The sequence below is a fragment of the Hahella chejuensis KCTC 2396 genome (assembly GCF_000012985.1).
Taxonomy (GTDB): Bacteria; Pseudomonadota; Gammaproteobacteria; order Pseudomonadales; family Oleiphilaceae; genus Hahella; species Hahella chejuensis.
The window spans coordinates 1,387,558-1,408,504 of the sequence record NC_007645.1 but is presented as its reverse complement, the minus strand read 5'-3'; the positions used below and the strand labels follow the sequence as shown (position 1 = coordinate 1,408,504).

Sequence of the window (20,947 nt, the reverse complement as noted above, 5' to 3'; positions counted from 1 at the left end):
ACAAATAGCTTCCTTCTATCTATTTGTCTGCAACGACAGGGCCTGCTGAGATCAGTAGGTCCAGTTAACCGTCAGCTTGGCGCTGCGCGGCGCGCCATAGTAGCTCTGCGCCCAGTACAGACTGTTCAGGTATTTTTCGTCTGTGATGTTGTCCAGATTCAAGGTAGCGCTCCAGTTATCCGTAAAATCATACTTCGCCATCAGGTTGACCAGCATGTAATCCTCCTGAGTGGTGCGGATAGACTCGCCCGCATTCGGACCGGTCGTCGCGACGCCTTGCTCTCTATAGATATCGTCCTGCCAGCTCAAACTGGCGCCCACTTTCAGCTGCTCCAGACTGGGAACGCGATAGCTGGAGGACAAGCGCAGCATGCGCCGGGGCACGTAGGTCTTGGCGTCCTCGCCCTCTTTGTCTTCAATAGACACATAGGTGAAGCCGCCCGCCACCTCCCAGCCGGGAGATACTTCTCCGGCGATTTCCAGTTCATATCCTTTACTGGTGACGCCATCCACGCCTTCATAGTAATTCGTGCTGGTTCCGGGGTAAGTTCCCGCCACTTCCGCGACGTTGTCCTGTTCGGTTTTGAAGAAAGCGAGGGTGGCGTTGAGGCGCTCGTTGAACAGTTCGCTCTTCAACCCGGCTTCGATGTTATCGCCCTTCACTGGATCGAGGCGGTTGTGGTCGATGTCGTCCTTGAACTGGGGATCAAAGATTTTGGTGTAGCTGACATACACCGAATGATTCTCATGAACGTCCGCCACGACGCCAACATAGGGAACCACTTCTCCACTTTGGGACTCCTGCTTGCTGTCGCCATAGCTTACTCCGTTGCTATCCAGGTCTGTCACACGCAAGCCTGTAATCAGAGTCAGACGATCCATGGGCTTGAGCCGGGTGGCGGCGTACAGGCTTTTACGCTTATCGGTGAATTCACTGCCAGCGACGCCGGCGTTGTATTCCGGATCAGGATAGTCGCCGTCCCAATCTTCGATATCGTCAACCTCTGTTCCAATACCTGCGCCATATCTGGATTCATCCCACACTTCGGATTTTGACCAGTTCACCCCGAGCACCGCTTCGTGCTCGCGCCCTCCCAGTGTGAACGGCCCTGTCGCATAGATATCGGCGATCCACTGCTCGTTATCGAAGCCGTACAAACTTGGATAGGCGTAAAGATCCGATCCCGGCGTATCCGGATTGGGCGTGCCGTAGACATAAAACAGCTTGGTGTCGGCTTTGACTTGCTGGCGCGTCACCACGCCTTTGACCAGCCAGCCGTTGGCGAACTCATGGGCGAGTTCGACAAACGAGCTATCGATCTGTCCGTCCCAATACGCCCAATCCGTAGCGGTGCTGACGGAGGCGTCGTAATCCGTCGCCGAACCGTCTGTCCGATACAGCGGCAACGCTCCCCACATTGGACTATTGGAGAGGGTGTCCTGGCGGCTGTGGCCTAACGTCAGCATGGTGCTGTCACTTAAGTCCGCTTCTATCACGCCGTAGAAAATCGACTTTTCCTGCTCGTAGCGGTCCAAATAGGACTCTTTGTCCTGATAGGACGCCACCAGTCTGCCGCGCACTCTTTCGGAATCCAGCAAAGCGCCGGAAACATCCGCATCGACACGCCGGTTGTCCCATGAGCCGTATGTCAGGCCCACGGAGGCCTGAGTATCCACCGCAGGCCGCTTGCGGACAAAGTTAACCGTTGCGGAAGGCGTCCCCGTGCCGGTCATCAATCCATTGGCGCCCCGCAACACTTCAACGCGATCATAAATAGCGGTATCGATGTCGCCATACAGGTTGCCGTACACGAAAGGAACGCCAATGCCGTCGAGTTGAAAGTTGGTGATATCGAATCCCCGCGCCGTGAAATAGGTGCGGTCGGTTTCCACCCGCTCTACGGTGACGCCAGGACTGTACTCAAGTACGTCGTTAATATCCGTCAGCGCGAAGTCCTGCAGTTGCGTGCGCGTGATTACCGATACGGACTGCGGCGTCTCCCGCAGAGACATGTTCATTCGCGATGCGGTATTGCTCGACTTGGTCCGGTATGACCCGCTTCCCTCGCTGGGAGCGGACACGCTCGCCTTAGCGTTTACCGTCACCGGCTGCAGCTGCTGCACGTCTTCCGCCGCAACGCTCCCTGACGCCAGAACGCCCAATGACAACGCCGCCACCCGCAAAGCCAGTCTATTGCCGGCGTACGGCGGGGCAGGTTGAGAGCGATTCGAGGCGCTGAATAAATGGGACGAGTTTGGGAAAAATCTGGGCGCAAGTTTACCGGGATAGCGGTGCGTCGCCATACTGCGGGTTCCTCTCAGGTTACATGTGAATGGAAATCTAGGTGGCGTCCGGGCCAATGCGGCAATGCATTATTTGATAATCTAAACGCAAATCATTATCATTTGATTTTAGATTTGCGTCAACCTGAACGCTCAGGCCAATGCAACGCAGAAGACCTCCGGCAACCTAACTTTGACAGGCATCGGCGCAGCCGGATAAACCGTCTTCCGCAGCCACCAACTCGGACATCCCTATAACCCTGTGAGCATGCCAACGCAGTCGCCAATTTATCAGTCTGACGCCACGGCCCCGCTGGATGCGCTGTTACAGGCCGCAGCACTGGCGCACCCTGCGCTGGCGGGAGAAATCAGCGCAGATAACGCCGGACTGATAGGCGCGCAGACCGACAATCACGATATCCTGACGCAATTACACGAATACTGGCGCGCCGCGTGCCCTGAGGCGGGCCGCCCTTATTGGGCGGTGCGCAGTTGGACCATGCTGATATGGCAACCGACCTTTATCGCTGTAGCGGCGGTGCATGGCGTCGGGGTCGCAGCGCCCTTGTCGACGCTTGGACAAAAGTACGCACAAGGCATAGTGGCGGGATTCCGCATCCCTCCCGTCGCATTGCGTCCCGCTCCCGTTCCCCTGCTAATCGAGCGCAGCGGCGCAGAGCTGGCGCAACTGTGCGAAGCCTTGCTGGCGCAGCTCAACCGCATCGCCAAGGTTAAACCGCTGATCGCCATGCGTCTGGTCGCGGACAGTCTGCTATCCGCGCTCGCCCGGCTCAGTCTGCTCACTCCCGCTCCCAGCAATGAAGACATTCAGCAATGGGCGCAGGCCTGGCTGAGGGCCATGAACCTTTGCGGATACAGCAGTCTGACGCCTGTCCCGCTAAGCAATGGGAGGTTGCAATTGACCCTGGATCGTAAAGCCTGCTGTCTGCACTACCTGCGCCAGGACGGCGAACTGTGCGCGTCATGCCCCAAACAAAAGCCGGAAGTACGCATAAAACGACTGACGGAAGAGTGGAATGCCTATGCTTGAAGTGGAAGATATCCGCGTGCGCCGGGAAGGGAGAGAAATTCTGTCGCTGCCCCGTCTGACCCTGGACCCACGCCGTTTCACCGTGATTCTTGGCCACAACGGCTCAGGGAAATCGACGCTGATCAATCTGCTGGCGCGACAAATCCAGGCGGACGCCGGCGCCATCACGCTGCAAAATCGGCCTTTGAACGACTACTCCCAACGGGATCTGGCCAGAAACATCGCCTTTCTGCCGCAAAACCTGCCCGAGGTCGCCGGCCTCAATGTGCGCGAACTGATACGCCTGGGCCGCTTCCCCTGGCGCGGAACCTTCGGACGCTGGCGCCAAGAAGATGGAGACATCATCGACGCGGCGATGGCGCAGACCGATGTGACCCGCTACGCAGACCACCTGACGGACCAATTATCCGGCGGCGAACGTCAACGCGCCTGGATCGCCATGCTGCTGGCTCAACAGGCCCCGCTGCTGATGCTGGACGAGCCGACTTCCGCGCTGGATCTGTCCCATCAGTACGAAGTGATGGCGCTGTTACGCCGTCTGAATCTGGAACATGGACGCGGCGTGATCGTCATTCTGCATGACGTCAATCTTGCCGCCCGTTTCGCCGATCGCATCGTCGCACTGAAACAAGGCCGTCTGGCGTTCGACGGTGCGCCGCAAGAGCTGCTGTCCCCCACCCTGTTAGCTGAGCTGTATGGCATTGACATAGCGTTGGTCGATCACCCTCGGCAGAGCGGCAAAATCGCGGTGGTCGCATGACGCTGGCTACTGACTTTCAGCATTCCTGTTAACGCTTCGCAATGGGTTAAATTCATGACTGCATTCTTCACTTTGATGTTCACTACTGGCGCCGCCCTCAAAGATAGACGCCCTCTTATCGCCGCAACGTCCATCCTGACGTTTATAGCCAGCGCCTCCGCGCAGGCGATTACGGTTACCGACAGCCGCGGCGAACATGAGTTCGCGCAAACGCCGCAACGGGTCATCGCGCTTAACTGGTCCATGGCGGAGAATCTGGTGGAACTGGGCGTAACGCCGACGGGGGTCGCCGATATCAAAGGCTATCGGGAGTGGGTGGTGCGGCCGCAGTTGGCGGACTCCATCACCGACGTAGGCACGCGCGCCGAGCCCAACATCGAACGCATCGCAGCGCTAAAGCCTGACGTCATTCTTATTTCCAGCATGCAGGAAGGCATGCTGGAAAAGCTGGAGCAAGTGGCGCCGGTGCTGTTTTTTGATTCTTTCCGGGCGGATCACGACAACTTCGAAGTCTCCAAGCAGATCTTCCTGCAACTGGCCCGCCTGTTCCACAAAGAGACGACCGCGCAACAAAAGCTGGAGGCCATGGAGGCCCGCTTTGGCGAACTGCGGACGCAACTGACCGAACACTACCACGGCGCCTTGCCCAAAGTGGCCGCCGTGCGCTTCACTACGCCTTCCGTCCTGCGCATCTTCGGCGACAACTCCATGGCGCAGGCCGCCATGACCAAACTGGGCCTGCAGCCCGCCCTGCCGCAACCCGCCACCCAATGGGGCATCACCCAGAAAAAAGTGACGGACCTGGGCCGCATCAAAGATGGCGTGGTGATTTACATCGAGCCGTTCGAACAGGCGGACGACCTGTTCTCCGCCCCTTTGTGGCGCGCCATGCCGTTCGTGCGTGGCGAACGTTTCGCCGCCGCCCGCTCCACCTGGACTTATGGCGGCCCGCTATCCGTACAGTATCTGGCGGAATCCATCACTGACGCATTATTAACTCTAACGCCGTGATCAAGCCCGATAGACCATTAATAATAATCGCTACAGGTTGAAGTCGTATGCGCCGCTATCTGATCACCCTGGCTCTGACGCCGGTTCTGTTGTTCGCCTACCTGCAACTTAACGCGCCGCCGTCGCTCAGCGTGCAATGGACGTTAATCAGCGGCGGCGAAGCCGTTGAGTTCGAGGACTTCCAGTTCTTCTACGCCACCCTGCCCCGCGCGGTGTTGGCGTTGCTGGTTGGCGGAGCCATGGGGTTGGTTGGCAGTTTGCTGCAGCAAACCACGCAAAATCGCCTGCTGTCCCCCATGACCCTGGGCGCAGCGTCAGGCTCTTGGCTGGCGCTCGTCTGCGCCAGCGTTTGGGCGCCCGCTCTGATGGCGGATTACGGCGCCTGGATCGCCATGGCGGGGGCCAGTCTCTCCGTCACGCTGGTGCTATTGATCGCCGGCCGTGGAGGTCTCGCCGGATTACCGGTCGTGCTGGCGGGTATGGCCGTCAATATCCTGCTTGGCGCCGCGGCTTCCGCAATCGTACTGCTCAATGACCAGTACGCCAGAGACCTGTTTATCTGGGGCGCGGGCGACCTGACGCAGACCGACTGGAACTGGGTTATCTGGTTGGCCCCTAAACTGAGCATCGCCCTGCTGATTCTGCTGTTCGCCCACCGTCCCCTAACCTTGCTGCGCCTGGGAGAGGCAGGGGCTCGAGGCCGCGGCATGGGCGTTATCGCCACCCTGGCGTTGTTGTTGCCCGCCGCGCTTTGGCTGGTGGCGTGCTCCATCACAGCAGTGGGCGTTATCAGTTTCATTGGCTTGCTGACGCCCAATCTCGCCCGCGCTCTGGGCGCCCGTCGCGCCGGCGATGAGTTGGCGTATAGCCTGTTATTGGGCGGATTGCTATTACTGGGAACGGACGCTATCCCCGTGCTGGCCAGCCAATGGACAACCGATCTGGTTCCCAGCGGCGCAGCGGCGGCGCTGATCGGCGCGCCGGGCTTAATCTGGTTCACCCCCCGCAAACTGAGCGCCGCCGACCACAGTTCCCTGCAACTGCCCGCCGGCGTCACACGATTATCCAAAGCCGCTTTGATCCTGTTGGCGCTGGCGTTGCCCATCATGGCTGTAATCGCGTTGTTATGGTCGCCGGAAGGGGCCAACGCCGTTACCTGGCGCTTTGGCTGGCCCTCCGATCTGGTTTTCTCCCTGCGATGGCCGCGCATCGTCACCGCCGCGGCGGCCGGCGGCGGTATGGCGCTGGCCGGCGTCATCCTGCAGCGCCTGATTCGAAATCCTCTAGCAAGTCCCGACATACTTGGCATGTCAGCCGGCGCCTCGCTGATGTTGGTGCTTTCCGTATTACTGTTCGGCGGCTCCATTTACCAGGCCGGTCCGCTGATCGCTTTTGCAGGCAGTCTGGGCGTGCTTCTGATTCTGTTGCTATTGGGACGTCGTCATCATTACGCCCCCGGCGTCATGGTGCTGACCGGCATCTCTCTGGCGGCGTTGATTGACGCCCTGGTGCGCTTCGCCCTCGCCAAAGGCAGCGACAGCGCCTATTCCATTCTCGGCTGGCTGGCGGGCTCCACTTATCAGACCACCGCCACAAAAGCCCTGTTGTTGCTGGCCGGCGTCATGATTCTCGTCGTATTGTGTACGGCCTGCTCACGGTGGCTCACGTTAATTTCCGCTGGCGACCATATCGCTCTGGCCCGGGGACTGAACGTCAAACGCGCCCGTCTGGCGCTGTTGTTCCTGGCTTCGCTGGCCTGTGCGCTGGTGACCGCAGTGATGGGGCCGGTGGCCTTCGTCGGCCTGCTGGCGCCACACATGGCGGCTATGCTTGGCGCCCGCAAAGCAGCTCAGCAGTTATTGCTCGCCATAATATTGGGGGCGCTGTTAATGGTGCTGTCCGACTGGCTCGGACGCACCCTATTGTATCCGGCGCAAATGCCCGCCGGCGCTATCGCTTCACTTCTGGGCGGCGGATATTTCATCTACTTACTCACCCGCCGACGCGCCGCTTGAAGCGATTTCTCCTTGCCTGTTGGTGAAATACCGGTAAACTGACAAACAAATGTTAGCCATACGGACATTTGTTTGTGATAACTGAACGCGAACAGGAAATCCTGGATTTGATCCGCCAGGACCCGCTTATCTCCCAACAGGCCCTGGCCGACCGTCTTGGCGTCAGCCGCTCCGCGGTGGCGGGCCACATTATGAACCTGTCCAACAAAGGCGCCATTCGCGGCAAAGGCTATATCCTGGCGGATAGCCCCTATGTGGTGGTGATCGGCGGCGCCAACATGGACATTCTCGGACAACCCTGCGACAAGCTGCTCGCCAGGGACTCCAACCCCGGCCGCGTGAGCTGTTCTCCCGGCGGAGTGGCGCGCAACATTGCAGAAAACCTGGCCCGTCTCGGCGTCGACGTGCGCCTGATAGCGCCCCTGGGCAAGGATGTTTACGGACAGACACTGCTGGAGCAAGGGCTGCAGTGCGGCATAGACATGCGTCATTGTCTGCAACTGGACGACGCCGTCACTTCCACCTATCTGTCCGTGCTCGACGAGAGTGGAGACATGTCCGTCGCCATCAACGACATGCAGATCCTTGAGCGTCTCAGTGTGGAATATCTGCGCAGTCATGCGGACATGATTCGCCGCGCCAGCCTGTTGATCGTGGACGCCAACCTGCCCGCCAACGTACTGGAATATCTGCTCAGCCAGTTCCCCGACCTGCCGATTTTCGCGGACCCTGTGTCCGGCCCCAAATCGGAAAAACTGCGCGGGTTGCTTGACGCGATCCACACCTTCAAACCCAATCTGGCGGAAGCGAAACGCCTCTCCGGCGTAGACGCAAAGGACGAAGGACAGTTACCGCAACTGGCGTCCTGGTTTCATCGGAAAGGCATTAAGCGCATCTGCATCAGCCTTGGCGCCCAAGGGGTGTATGTCAGCGAAGCCGGCCGCCATCAACTGTATCCGCCGCCGCCCATTCAACCGGTCAACGCCAATGGCGCCGGCGATGCATTTCTCGCCGGGCTCGCCTATGGCTGGCTGGCGCAATGGTCCACGCCAAGATCCGTTAACTTCGCCACCGCCGCGTCGGCAGTGGCTATGTCGCATCAGGCCACTATCAACCCGAACATGTCCCTGGCGGCAGTAAACCGTTTGTTAGAGGAAACCTATTCATGAATGCTTATCTGGACATCTCCCCCGAAGTACAAACAGCTCTGGCCGCAGGCGAACCTGTAGTGGCGCTGGAATCGACCATCATCTCCCACGGCATGCCCTGGCCGCAGAATGCGGAAACCGCGTTGCAGGTGGAGCAGATCGTGCGCGACAACGGCGCCGTTCCCGCCACTATCGCCATCATCAAAGGCCGCCTGAAAGTCGGTTTGAGCAAAGAGGAAATCGAATACCTGGGCAAAGCCGGCTTGAACGTCACCAAAGCCAGCCGTCGCGATATCCCCTTCATCATCGCCCGGGGCGGCGACGGCGCCACCACGGTCGCCTCCACCATGATTCTGGCCGCCATGGCCGGCGTCAAAGTCTTCGCCACCGGCGGCATTGGCGGCGTGCATCGCGGCGCTCAGGAAACTTTCGATATTTCTGCGGACTTGCAGGAACTGGCCCACACCAACGTGGCGGTCATCTGCGCCGGAGCCAAGTCTATCCTGGACCTGGGCCTGACTCGTGAGTACCTGGAGACTCATGGCGTGCCGCTGGTGGGCTATCAGACCTCCACCCTGCCTGCGTTCTATACCCGCGACAGCGATTTCGATGTGGATTATCAATTGGATACGCCAGAGCAGATCGCCCAGGCGCTGCAGGCCAAATGGGAAATGGGACTGCAGGGCGGCGTCGTGATCGCCAATCCAATTCCGGAAGCCTACGCCATGGATCGCGGCAAAATCGACGCCGCCATCAGCGCAGCACTGGCGGAGATGGACGACAAGGGCGTCAGCGGTAAAGACTCCACCCCCTTCCTGCTGGCGAAAGTGGCGGAAATTACCGGTGGCGACAGCCTGAAAGCCAACATCCAGCTGGTGTTCAATAACGCAGCCCTGGCGGCGCGCATCGCTGCGTCCTACTACGCTTAAACTCTTTGTCTACGGAGTGGTTTGACGGCGTTCGCCAAACCACTCCGTTCGATCATTTTCAGCCTGCCGATCTAAGCCATTCTGGGTGCGACAATTTGCCGTCTTCCCGACAGTGACCGACTCCTTCTAAACTTCCTCTCACAGCAAGGTACAGAGCGTTCGGCGCAAACTCCCCTTTGCGCAGTTCCGAACGCATTCCTTCCCAGGGTCGTCGTTTGTCCGGCTTCACGGCGGGCATTCAGCGTCCCGAAACTCTGCGGAAACTTTATCGCCCGGCCATCAACGCCGGGCGGGTTTTTTTTGTAGTTTCCGCTGCAAAGTACGGCGATGCATGTTCAGCGCTCTCGCCGTCGCAGAGATATTGCCCTCATTCTCCTGCAACACCCTTTGAATATGCTCCCATTCCAAACGCCTCACAGACAGCGTCGCATCCGTATCCATTTCAGACTCGACAGGCGCTTCTTCACGAGGCTCTCCGAAAGCGGCCAGCAGTTCCGTAGCAGTGACAGGCTTGCACAAATAATTCAACGCGCCCCGTTTAATGGCTTCCACCGCCGTCGCAATGCTGGAGTACCCCGTCAGCATGACCACCTGTAACTGCGGACGCCGCTGCAGCATTTCGCTCAACAATTGCAGCCCGCTGTCGCCCGCCAGGTTGAGGTCCAGCACCGCACGAGCCGGGCTGGCTTCCTCCAGATGACTTAACGCTTCCTCCCCACAGCTTGCGGTAAGGACTGACTCCCCGCGACGACTTAAAGATCGGGCGAGAGTTTGCAGGTAGACTTGATTATCATCGATGAGTAGTAGCGGCGTAGTCACCGTTTGGATTTCCTTGTGAAAGAGTCGCATTCTCCCCGTCGCAGCGCGCGCCCTGCGGCATTGGCAACAGGATTTCCGTAATAGTTCCATCAGCGGCGTCGATCAAACTCAAGCTGCCGCCCAGGCGTTCAATAGTGGAATGAGACAAAAACAGCCCCAATCCATTGCCGCCTTCCCGCATGGAAACAAAAGATTTGCCCAGATTCTGCCTTACCAGCGCCGGCAGTCCCGGTCCTTTGTCATGAATGCGCAACAGCAGTTCGCCATCACTCAAACGCGCGTCCAGCACAGGATCTTCCGCACTGGCTTTAGCGGCGTTATCGAGCAGATTCAGTATCGCCATATCCAGCATTTCTTCCGAGCGCACTTCCGCGTCGGGATTCTCAATCTTCGCCAGTCGCAAGGAGCCCGCTGGATGCAGCAGGGAGAACTCCTCCCGTAAACGCTGCACGAACCCCTGCAGGGTTTCGCTGCGCACCACGCCCGTACGGATATCCTCCGCTTGCCGCATCATGGAAGACAGCGTCTGCTTGCACAAATCAATCTGAGTCGCCATGGCGCGAAGGTCTTCCTGCGCCTGATCATCGACGATGTCCTGACGCAAATCATCCACCAACAACGCCAGGGTTCCCAGCGGCGCGCCGAGTTTATGGGCAGCGCCGGCGGCGAAGATCGCAGTGGCCACCAAACGCTCATCGCGCAACATCTGCTCCCGTTGCGCAGCGATCTGTTCACGCTGCTTCCGTATGGCCAGAGTAAGCGGCGCCACCACGATCAGCAGCAGGGCGACGGACAACAAAAACGTCAGCCACATCCCCGCCAAATGCAAACGCATAAAGTTCTGTAAGCCGTCCGGGCGGCTACTGGTAAGCGCGACGAAATCCTGCGTCAGCGCAAAGTAGATACTCACGCAGACTGCCGCCAGAATCAGGCTGGACTGCCACCCAAGCAGCGCAGCGCCCATGGCCACCGGCATTAGCAGTAATGAAATGAATGGATTCGTATGTCCGCCGGTGTCATGGAGAAACCAGCCCAACAACAAAGTGGAAGCCAGCAGTACCGCCAAATAGCGCCCGGTGGTCAATTCCCTTATCCGGACGGAAGCCAGACAGGTCAACGCCGTAATCGCCAACTGCGCCGGCATCACCGCCCAGGGCAGACGCGACGGCAGCTCCAACCGCCAATGGCCCGAGAACAACGCCAGCAAGGCCAGCAGAGAAATGGACTGCATGATCAGGTAATAAGCCAGATAACGCAGGCTGTCCCGCTGCAATGGCGCAGCCAGCCAAGCCAAATATTGTGTTGTATTCATATCGATCAAACCCCGGAGTTGTGGGCATGATACCACTAGCGAAGCCGTCCGCGCCCTATGCGACATTTTGCCGCACATTGATGAATTTAACCTCCGCAATTCGTCCCTGCATTTTTTAGTCGTTTTGGTGGATAAGCTGCAAGGTAGCCCTCTCCAAGAAGGGCGCGCGAAGAGCGCAAACGAAGAAGGAATTTCGATCATCAATGCAAGTCATCGATACGCCAATACACCTCAGGAGGAGAACATGGACACCTCAAAAACCCAACTCATGGTGAGCCTCGCCCGTGACGAACTGGACGCGCTGCTGGATTGCGCGGCGGAGAAAGGAGCCCGACGGGCGCTGCTTGATCTTGGTCTGACGGGAGAAGACGCTTTCTCGGATATCCGAGAACTAAGAGCGCTGCTGCAAGCGCTGCGACACGCCAAGCAGACCGCCTGGCATACGTTGATACGACTTGGCACGACCGGGTTGATTCTGACGCTGATGGGAGGACTCGCGGTCAAATTCCAACTGGTCTAACCGCCTCGGCTTGAGTCAAGTCTGTCCACAAACGCTACCGGTGCGGGCGACCCAGTCGTTCAGGCCGCCCGCCTCTAAGATTGAACATTGTGAACCCATCCTCGCTGGGGTATCCTGCCCCCGCTTTTATTAAAGAGCACAATCAATCAACTTATTCTCAGGGCAGGGTGAAATTCCCTACCGGCGGTATGTCCCCCGTGGACGAGCCCGCGAGCGCCTGCTGCAGTACAGCAGGGTCAGCAGATCCGGTGAGAGGCCGGAGCCGACGGTGACAGTCCGGATGGGAGAGAATAAGGCCAATGTCGCAGCGGGGCCGCGGATTTCGCCACGGCCTGCTGCCGTTGTACGCCTGTTGACCGGTGAAAATCGGTCGTATTCCCACAGCCCTGATTCTGGTAACTCAAATGGAGATCCCATGAATCAGCCACAAACTTCTTTATTAACGCCGTTCGGCGACGCTATTACCCGGGTGGAAAAAGCCCTGGAAGCGATTCGCAATGGTCAGGGCGTCCTGCTGGTGGACGATGAAGACCGCGAAAACGAAGGCGATCTGATTTACGCCGCAGAAACGCTCACTGAGCAGCAAATGGCGCTGTTGATCCGCGAGTGCAGCGGCATTGTTTGTCTGTGCCTCACTGACGACGTCATCCGCCGTCTACAATTGCCGATGATGGTGTCGGAGAACTCCAGTAAGAACGGCACCGCATTCACAGTCACCATCGAGGCCCGCGAAGGCGTCAGCACCGGCGTCTCCGCCGCGGACCGGGTCACCACTATCCGCACCGCCATCGCCGACAACGCCAAGCCGGAAGACTTGGCCCGCCCGGGTCACGTTTTCCCGTTGCGCGCACAACCTGGCGGCGTACTCTCCCGCCGTGGACATACCGAGGGCACGGTTGACCTGATGCGTCTGGCGGGCTTGAAGCCCACTGGCGTCCTCTGCGAGCTGACCAATCCCGACGGCACGATGGCGCGCCTGCCGGAAATCGTCGCTTTCGCAGAGAAACACGCCATGCCAGTGCTCACCATCGAAGATTTGGTGAAATACCGGACAGAGACAATGGGACAAGCGGTTTAATCACCCGACACCACAAACCTGTCTCAGACGGGGCCGAATGGCTCCGTCTACTCCATCTCCCGCTCAGCCAGATACACCACCGGATTATCGCAACAGTCCAGCACCTTGCGTACATCCTCAACGCTGATCTCAACCGTCTTCTCAGGCGGACCTGGAGAGAACACCAGCTTCTCGCTGGCGAATACGCACTCGTCAATCACCAGCGTAATATCAGCCGGATGCCCAAAAGGACAGGCGCACATCGGCTCACACCCGGTCCTTTCTTTTAACTCTTCATCGCTACAGAAAGACGCTTTACCGCCTAGCGCATTCTTTAACTGCTTCCAATCCAGGCGCTGATGCTGCAGCGTCACCAACATGCAAAAGCGCCCGTCTTTCAATTTCATGAACAGACTTTTGCTTTCCGCGCCAGTGAAACCCAAACGCCTGGCCACCTCTTCCGCCTTCTCATAGGTGAACACAGGTTCATGAGTTTCTTCGCGGTAATTCACATTGGCCTTCTGCAATAAAGCCATCGTGTCCCGATATAAATCGTTAAGCGTTCTCATTGTCCGGTTGAATCAATTCTTTAGTAAGGAAATGCTTGGCCTGATTGTGCTTGGGATAAGACTCCAATGTAAATTGCAGCATGTATCCTTTCTTCTCATAAAAAGGTAACGCCTGAAAGCTGAATGTATCCAAAACGGCATAACGACATCCACGCTTAATCGCCTCCGCCTCAGCGCGAGCCAACAACTCCCCACCAATCCCTTTACCGCGTAACGCCTCGGACACCCATAAATATTTAACCTTAAGCCAATTCCCAAGCGTCTCCCCAACCACCCCCGCCAACCTGACGCCCTGATCATCAGAATAAAAAACCGCCAGATCCTTCATCTCCCGTATATCCATATAGTTCAGATTATAGGCAATCAAGCCATTATGAATAACGTCGATATCTTCTTGTGTGGGGGAATCCGTTAATACGAAGTTCATATTTGTCCTTTTAAATAATGATGCATCAGCATTCCATAATTATTTGGAATGAAGTCTATCTGACAGCTACAGGTTTATCGTCCAGCATACTGCCGTCACCTTTTACTGTAGAGAGTTAAAAACGCTCAAAAATAAGACATATATTGGGGTGGTTTTCAGCTAGCTAATACGCACCCCTGAGATTTCCCTGAGTTAGGGACTATCTGAAAATTCGGGCTGAAGTATATAGTTAATTGTGTTTAAGGGCATACGGTCATCAAGAAGCCTCCGTCACCTCTCAATAACGCCAATTCTTGAACCACTAGCCCTTGATCTATAAACTCCACAGCGACCTCGGAAACCTTCAGCCTTGCAATACCGGTATCGCTGGTTAAGTTACAGCTCTTCTTTTCACAGTCTCTAAACAGAATGAAAATCCATCAACTGATCATACATTTCATCGCCTTTACTATCAGCATCGGCCAAGCGACTTCACTTTACGCTAAAGAGCACAAAGTAGATAAAAATAACTTTAGCGCCCATCTGTATAAGTTACTAGATCGTGCAGAGAACGGAGATACGATCATATTACCTCACGGAAATTTTTTCCTCGACCGAGAGCTTAGAGTATCCACAAAAGGTCTGACGATTACTGGAGCAGGTCCTCGCGAGACAATTCTGGATTTCTCCAATCAAAAGCAGGGAGCGCAGGCCTTGTTTGTAAGAGGCTGGAATATTACGCTTAAAAACTTTTCTATAGCTCATCCTGGTGGTGATGGTGTAGTCATTAGAAATAGCTCAAAAGTACTGATATCAAACCTCAGAATAAATATGGGAGAAGCTCCAAAATCCAGCAATGGGGGGTACGGTATTTATCCCGTAAGCAGTCGACACATAACCATAGAAAACACTGAGGTTTCTGGCGCCTCCGATGCTGGAATTTATATCGGACAGTCTATTTACACATTAATCCAAAATAATTATTCGCATGACAATGTCACTGGAGTTAATGCCGAAAACAGCCAACATGTTCATGTTAAAAATAACAGACTTCAAAACAATACAGTCGGAGCGTTAATCGTATCTTTGCCAGACATGCTTTACCCCAAGTCAGACAATATTATTTTCGAAGAAAATATTATAGATGACAACAATCTAAAAAACTTCGCACTGGAAGGAAATGTTGTTTCTCAGTTTTCTCCTGGCATAGGTATCGCTTTAATTGCAACCAGCAATGTTTTTATAAACAGTACTGTCTTATCAAAGAATGACAATGCAGACATTCTGATTGCCGGTTATCATTTCCTGAATCGCCCCCCCTATGGAGCAGCATTTACGCCCTGGGTCAAAAGCACTTCAATAAGTAATCCATTTGGTGCTGTAAATATTCTATGGGATGGTGAAACCACAGAGGAAGACCCACTCCCTTTGTGTGTAAGTGGCGAGGCTGTTGTAAGCACTCTCGGGCAGGAAAAAAAAGTTATAACAAGCAATAAGCTTCACTGCAGCTTGTCCAAGCCGGAACAGTTTGAGGTAATGTCTCCAGATGTTTGACAAAAACCTCTATCGGCTACTGTTTCAACGATTAATTATTCTTGTCCTCATTTCCTTGGCCGGACCAGCAAGGGCTGAACAGCAGGATGAGTCGTGGCCGCCAGCAAAGCTCTCAAGCTGGGAAATATTTACAATCACAGAAAATAAGCTGTCATTAAACCGGGAGTATCTTCCCTACAACGTCAAGCTGGAGTTATTTGCGGACTATGCAAAGAAATATCGCGCAATAAAAGTTCCTGTCGGTAAAAAAATTCGAGCCGATGCAAGCGGCGTTTTAAGCTATCCGGAAGGCACTGTGCTCGTCAAAACCTTTTACTACCCATCGGCCGATACAAGCCCCCCCAACACTTCTCCTGCTCTAGTCCAAACTCTAACGCGGAACATTGCTCGGGATAGTTCTTTGATAGAAACCAGAGTTCTGATAAAGAGGGGAAGCGTTTGGCAGCCTCTTGTTTATCGTTGGAATAAGTCGAAAAGCGACGCAGAATTGTTAAACGGCGGAGGTTTGGAAACCATCTCTGCTGACAGTCAATTAGAGCCCCAAAACTTTACATATCTTATCCCTTCTCGACACCAATGTGTTGACTGTCATGGTGGATACGATCTCTCCGGAGACCTGGCCCCACTGGGGCCGGTAATCGAACAACTCAACATTGAAGTTAAGTATGCATCGAAAGCAGTGAATCAATTAGAGCTCTGGTTTCTATCGGGATTGTTGACGCTAGATACCATTCCCCAAAATAACACCGTGTTGGACACCAACAGCGCACGAGATTATTTACATGTGCATTGCGGGCATTGCCATAACGCCAATGGTCTCGCGTCCAGTTCCCGCCTTTACCTGACAAGGGATATTCAAAACCTTTATCGTCTGGGGGTATGCAAGCCCCCAATCGCAGCAGGCAATGCCTCCCTGGGCCTGAAGTACGACATTGTGCCAGGAAAGCCGGAGAAATCACTGTTACTTAGACGCCTTTCGTCGGTGACGCCTGAGGTTATGATGCCTGAGCTAGGGCGTTCACGGGTCGATCAAGAGGGAGTTGATTTAGTGTCAGCCTGGATCAGGCAGTTATCTGGAATCTGCGAGAAATAACGTTAAGAATTCGTTGCTAAATAATTAATTCTTGATAAGATTCGCGCCTCGTCACATCGACTCGTTATCACAGGGGAAAGGATAACGCCTCTTTTTCCCTCGCCATTCAGGAATGCTCTGAACATGACAAAAGGATTAAGCGGCTTGACGATCGCCATTGCCATGGCGGCAAGCGTATCTACTTTCTCTTGGGCGGGAAACACCGCCGGCACTTGGACTGGCGCCGACAACGGCCCTCCGGGTGGCGGTGGATGTGGAGGAGGTCCTCCCCCTAGCTGTACCGGCGGCCCCGGCAGTTTTGTTGGTAACGAAGGGGTTGGCGATCCTATTCACGTTGGCACCGGAAACGTCTACTTCCCTCACGAGGTATACCAAAGTGGCGGTCGCTTCCCGCTCACATTTGCGTTCTTTTATAACAGCCGCGTCAGACCCAGTTCTTCATTCTCCTACTTTCATGGCGAGTGGACCTATTCCTACGGGCAACGACTGAGCTTTGTTAATAGTTCTGTAACGGTGATTACCGCTGAGGGCCAGCAGATTATCTTCGAGGACGCAGGCGCAGGTAAATTCAAGCCCACCTTACGCAACCAGTCCGTCGCCAAGTGGGGCTCCCTCAGTCGCGAGGATGGCGTCTATATCTACAAAGCGCCCAATGAGTTGAGCTACTACTTCGACGACTCCGGCGCGTTGGTGAAGGTCCAGAACAAGCAAGGCGAATATCATCAGCTTCGCTGGGAGCTTGTTGGAAGCCAAAAACAAGCCACCGTGACCCATTCCAGTGGGCAAGAGATCGTCATCAAGTATTCAGAAGCGAATCTTCCGATACAACTGACGGACCCAGAAGGTAAAACGTACTCCTTTAACTGGCGAAGCAGTGCGGCGGTGAACCTGCTTACGGACATCACCTTCCCCAGCTACGCTGTCGCCAACGACTCCGTAGTGGGCTTCCATTATCTTGATAACTACAGCAATCCCGCAGCGGACTGGCTGTATCAAACCGCACTGGAATCGGTGACCGATGAGGAAGGCCGGCAAAAGGCGCACTGGAGCTATAACGAATACGGGCACGCAATCCAGAATTACCTGGGCGATGAGTCAGAAAAAACCAAGGTTATTGACGTGACGCCAGTGGAAATGGAAGGGGCCAAACAGCACACTGCATATGTCAAAAACGCCTATGGCTGCAAAATCAAGTACGTCCACCACAGCTATATTCGCGGCAAAAATTATCCGGTAAACCCCTGGCTGAACTACGTCCAGGGCGCAGATGATCGTCCGGGCTGCGACATGATTGGCGTACTCGAACACTATAGCAAGTACCCAGGTCAGGATGAATATAAAGCTGGCGGGTTACTGGAAGGCGGCATGCCTAACAAATTCGCGGACAACATCTACGAGCACCGCGACAACTGGGACAGCGAACTCAAGAAGCATAAAACCCGCCGCCGTTCCTCTCTGAATGCCGATGGAAAGACGGAAAGAACCATTGCGCTGGATCAGTATGCATACAACGAGTTGGGAAGCGTCACTCACATTGATCGGTACAGCGGACCACAAAATAACCTCTGGCGCACCGTCGATTATGATTACGCCCTCGCAGGCTCCGGCGCGTCTCTTCATGGCCGCGTACAATCCAAGACCATTACTGACAGGAAATCCCTGCAAGGCTTACCGTTTGAAACAACCGGCCGGCAGCGCACCTGGAGTCACGAATACAGCTACTATGATGCGGAAGGCCGAGCGCTACAGCGGCATATTGTCAAAAGCCCGAAAAATCACAGCTCGACCTATGAGTACACGCCTGAAGGATTTTTAAGCTCGTTCGTGAATGCCGCGGGGCATCAGGTCCAGTACTTGAATCACACTTCCCAGGGACAACCTCAGACGATAATCGACGCCAATGGCGTGACGACAACGCTGACCTACAGCGACCGTGGCTGGTTATTGAGCACAACGACTGAAGGGCGGACGACAAGCTACGACTATTACAAGAATGGACTGGTAAAGCGCATCACGCTGCCCGGCGGATATTGGACGGAATATGCGTACAACAGCGCCAGAACCTTAACCAGAATCACTCAAAGTAACGGCGACTACCTGACTATCCAGGAAGAAACCGATCGTGAAACGACGCACCAGAAAACAGTATCCACTGCCTGGTTCAAATCCGATGAACAGACGCCCGTACGCACCGAAGTCGCCGTCTATGACGCGTTGGACCGGCTGGTCAAAACCGAGACCGGCGCAGGAACCCAAACGCTTTACTATTACGAAGACGCCCGCTTCAACAGCCGCATGACGCGTAAAGTCATTAAAGGCGACCCAACCACGCCAGACCGCACCTATCGCTACGACTATCACCAAAATGGCTGGATGGAGATAAGCTATGCTGCGGACAATAGCGGCGACGAGCCAAGCGTCTCTTACGAGTATGAAGATCAAGGCAACCTTACTTTGGTGAAGGACGGCAACGGGCTTCCAACTCAGTATCTGTATGACGGCTTCAATCAACTCGTCAAACAGGTAAGCCCGGATACAGGAACCACGCTGTATGAATATGACGACAATGGCAACCTGATCCGCCAGACCAACGAGCAAGGCGTCACGGCTTATTACGCTTACGACAAGCTGGACCGGCTGACGTCCGTCGTTTACCCCTATAGCCTTGAGGAAAATATTACTTACATCTATGACCAGACTGACTATGGCAGCGCCGGAGTTGGTCGCCTGTCCGAGGTTCAGGATCAGTCAGGACAAACCAACTACTACTACGACGACCTAGGGCGCATAACGAACAAGCTAACCCAGATCGGGGATCGGCACTATCTCTGGGAATACGATTACGACTCAGCAGGACGTTTGGCGACGCTACGTTATCCAAGCGGTCGTCAAGTCCGCTACGAATGGGACAACCTTAGCGGCCGCCTGAAAGCCATATACACGCGCGCCTGGAAAGGTGCGAAGGAAGTTGCTGTCGCTTACGATTTCAGCTACCTGCCCTTTGGCGGTGTCACCGCCTACACCTCCGGAAACGGCGTGGTGAACCAGCTGGGATATGATAAGGGATACCGTATCAGCTCAATCGAAAGCCAGGGCGACTCGTCAATCATGAGCCGGAGCCTGGAATGGAACTCCGCCAACAATATTGTGGGCATTGCCGACCATAATCAAAGCTCAGCCAGTCAGTCCTTCAATTATGATCTGGTTGATCGCCTCATTAGCGCCCAAGGCGCCTACGGGGCGCTAAGTTACAGCTATGACAATAACGGCAACCGTCAGACCAGAGAGCTTAGTCTTGATGGAGACCCAACTCCAGAAATCACGGAGAGTTACGGTTACATCAATCCACAGACCTCGCAACAAGACAGCAACCGCCTATGGAGTCTGGAGAAAACCGGGGAAGCAGCCCGCTCATTCCAGTATGACGCCAATGGCAGCATGCTCTCCAGAGGCATTGCTGGCGAGTCCTTCGCCTACAACAAAGCTGGCCGGATGGAAAGTTACACTCATAACGGCGTAACGGTTAACTACCGGTATAACGCCATGGGGCAACGAGTAGTTAAACACTCCAATTCCCCCGGCTATACCGATACTCACTTCCTCTATGGCGATGACGGCCAGCTGTTGGCTGAACACGACAGCACAGGACGACTCATACGCGAATATATCTACGCCAATGGCGTCCCGATATCCGTGGCTCAGCCCGGCGCAGACGATGATAGCGACTCCGATGGCATGTCCGACGACTGGGAGCGCCAATACTTCGGAAATCTGGAGCGGGACGGCAACAGCGACTCTGACTCGGACGGCGTCTTGGACAGAGAAGAGTTTATTCTCGGATTAAACCCGGTGGAAGATAGCCGTCCTGGGGACGCCGCAGAGGACTCCGACAAGGATGGACTGCCAGATGAATGGGAGCTGAGCCAGTTTGGCAATCTTGATCAAACTGCCACCGGCGACTTTGATGGCGACGGCTACAACAACCTGCGTGAATACCAGGACCATAGCGACCCAACTGATAAGCGTAACGCAGGCAAGCTGGGCGAGGATGAAGACGGCGACGGCATGTTGGACCAATGGGAGTTCTATTACTTCGCCACCATGAGCCGCAATGGCGCCGAAGACTTTGATGGCGATGGGTTCACTGACGTTCAGGAGTTCCAACATTGGACAAATCCGACGAACAAGCATAACGGAGGGCGACTTGGGGCTGACGACGACAACGACGGGCTGCTTGATCGCTGGGAAGTTCTGTATTTCGCGACTATTGAACGGAACGGTACGGAAGACTTTGACGGCGATAAAGCAACAGACTCGACAGAATTCCAGGATCATACCGACCCTACTGACCCAGCGGATTACATTCCGGATCTGCAGGTCCTGATACCTGCACTCAAAGTTTACCCCATGATTTATTAAT

General features: G+C 55.3%; 16 protein-coding genes and 1 riboswitch. Of the genes, 11 read left to right on the top strand and 5 right to left on the bottom strand.

Annotated features, from left to right (window positions below):
• Positions 1-51: 51 nt before the first annotated feature.
• Positions 52-2,304, bottom strand: coding sequence for a TonB-dependent siderophore receptor (locus HCH_RS06285; protein ID WP_011395334.1), 2,253 nt, complete (start codon positions 2,302-2,304; stop codon positions 52-54).
• A 247-nt stretch (positions 2,305-2,551) separates the two neighbouring features.
• On the opposite strand from HCH_RS06285, the gene HCH_RS06280 reads away from it, so the two are divergent.
• The 6 genes from HCH_RS06280 to HCH_RS06255 all read left to right on the top strand — a co-directional run bounded on the left by HCH_RS06280 (position 2,552) and on the right by HCH_RS06255 (position 9,197).
• Entirely contained in the window at positions 2,552-3,334 is a 783-nt protein-coding gene (locus tag HCH_RS06280) for a siderophore ferric iron reductase (protein ID WP_011395333.1), read from the top strand.
• Positions 3,321-4,094 (top strand): ABC transporter ATP-binding protein, encoded by a 774-nt coding sequence (locus tag HCH_RS06275; protein ID WP_011395332.1) that lies wholly within the window; start codon positions 3,321-3,323, stop codon positions 4,092-4,094. The genes HCH_RS06280 and HCH_RS06275 overlap by 14 nt, the downstream gene beginning before the upstream one ends.
• A 54-nt stretch (positions 4,095-4,148) precedes the next feature.
• Positions 4,149-5,105, top strand: coding sequence for an ABC transporter substrate-binding protein (locus HCH_RS06270; RefSeq protein ID WP_011395331.1), 957 nt, complete (start codon positions 4,149-4,151; stop codon positions 5,103-5,105).
• Between the two features lie 47 nt (positions 5,106-5,152).
• A complete protein-coding gene (gene fhuB, locus HCH_RS06265) occupies positions 5,153-7,120 on the top strand; it encodes a Fe(3+)-hydroxamate ABC transporter permease FhuB (RefSeq protein ID WP_011395330.1) in 1,968 nt (655 codons plus the stop codon).
• A gap of 74 nt (positions 7,121-7,194) precedes the next feature.
• Positions 7,195-8,289, top strand: a complete 1,095-nt coding sequence (locus tag HCH_RS06260) for a PfkB family carbohydrate kinase (protein ID WP_011395329.1) — start codon at positions 7,195-7,197, stop codon at positions 8,287-8,289.
• Entirely contained in the window at positions 8,286-9,197 is a 912-nt protein-coding gene (locus HCH_RS06255) for a pseudouridine-5'-phosphate glycosidase (protein WP_011395328.1), read from the top strand. Before HCH_RS06260 ends, HCH_RS06255 begins: the two co-directional genes overlap by 4 nt.
• A gap of 279 nt (positions 9,198-9,476) precedes the next feature.
• On the opposite strand, the gene HCH_RS06250 is transcribed toward HCH_RS06255, so the two are convergent.
• On the bottom strand, positions 9,477-10,046 hold the full coding sequence (locus tag HCH_RS06250; RefSeq protein ID WP_049780855.1) for a response regulator transcription factor: 570 nt from the start codon (positions 10,044-10,046) through the stop codon (positions 9,477-9,479).
• Positions 9,988-11,328 carry a sensor histidine kinase gene (locus HCH_RS06245; RefSeq protein WP_041598465.1) on the bottom strand — a complete coding sequence of 447 codons (1,341 nt, stop codon included), beginning with the start codon at positions 11,326-11,328 and terminating at the stop codon, positions 9,988-9,990. Before HCH_RS06245 ends, HCH_RS06250 begins: the two co-directional genes overlap by 59 nt.
• 244 nt (positions 11,329-11,572) lie before the next feature.
• On the opposite strand from HCH_RS06245, the gene HCH_RS06240 reads away from it, so the two are divergent.
• Positions 11,573-11,848, top strand: coding sequence for a DUF6127 family protein (locus tag HCH_RS06240; protein WP_011395325.1), 276 nt, complete (start codon positions 11,573-11,575; stop codon positions 11,846-11,848).
• Positions 11,849-11,997: 149 nt separating this feature from the next.
• Positions 11,998-12,144: riboswitch (FMN riboswitch) on the top strand.
• A 119-nt stretch (positions 12,145-12,263) separates the two neighbouring features.
• Positions 12,264-12,926 (top strand): 3,4-dihydroxy-2-butanone-4-phosphate synthase, encoded by a 663-nt coding sequence (ribB, locus tag HCH_RS06235; protein ID WP_041598464.1) that lies wholly within the window; start codon positions 12,264-12,266, stop codon positions 12,924-12,926.
• A 47-nt stretch (positions 12,927-12,973) separates the two neighbouring features.
• Here the strand turns inward: ribB and HCH_RS06230 are convergent, their stop codons facing one another.
• Both HCH_RS06230 and HCH_RS06225 read right to left on the bottom strand, forming a co-directional pair.
• On the bottom strand, positions 12,974-13,474 hold the full coding sequence (locus tag HCH_RS06230; protein WP_041598463.1) for a YbaK/EbsC family protein: 501 nt from the start codon (positions 13,472-13,474) through the stop codon (positions 12,974-12,976).
• Positions 13,461-13,901 (bottom strand): GNAT family N-acetyltransferase, encoded by a 441-nt coding sequence (locus HCH_RS06225; protein ID WP_011395322.1) that lies wholly within the window; start codon positions 13,899-13,901, stop codon positions 13,461-13,463. Before HCH_RS06225 ends, HCH_RS06230 begins: the two co-directional genes overlap by 14 nt.
• 408 nt (positions 13,902-14,309) lie before the next feature.
• On the opposite strand from HCH_RS06225, the gene HCH_RS06220 reads away from it, so the two are divergent.
• From HCH_RS06220 to HCH_RS06210, 3 genes are all read left to right on the top strand, one after another.
• Positions 14,310-15,434, top strand: coding sequence for a parallel beta-helix domain-containing protein (locus tag HCH_RS06220; protein WP_011395321.1), 1,125 nt, complete (start codon positions 14,310-14,312; stop codon positions 15,432-15,434).
• Positions 15,427-16,527: an SO2930 family diheme c-type cytochrome gene (locus HCH_RS06215; RefSeq protein WP_011395320.1), complete on the top strand. Its 1,101-nt coding sequence runs from the start codon at positions 15,427-15,429 to the stop codon at positions 16,525-16,527. The genes HCH_RS06220 and HCH_RS06215 overlap by 8 nt, the downstream gene beginning before the upstream one ends.
• A 123-nt stretch (positions 16,528-16,650) precedes the next feature.
• Positions 16,651-20,946 (top strand): DUF6531 domain-containing protein, encoded by a 4,296-nt coding sequence (locus tag HCH_RS06210; RefSeq protein ID WP_011395319.1) that lies wholly within the window; start codon positions 16,651-16,653, stop codon positions 20,944-20,946.
• Position 20,947: the final 1 nt, after the last annotated feature.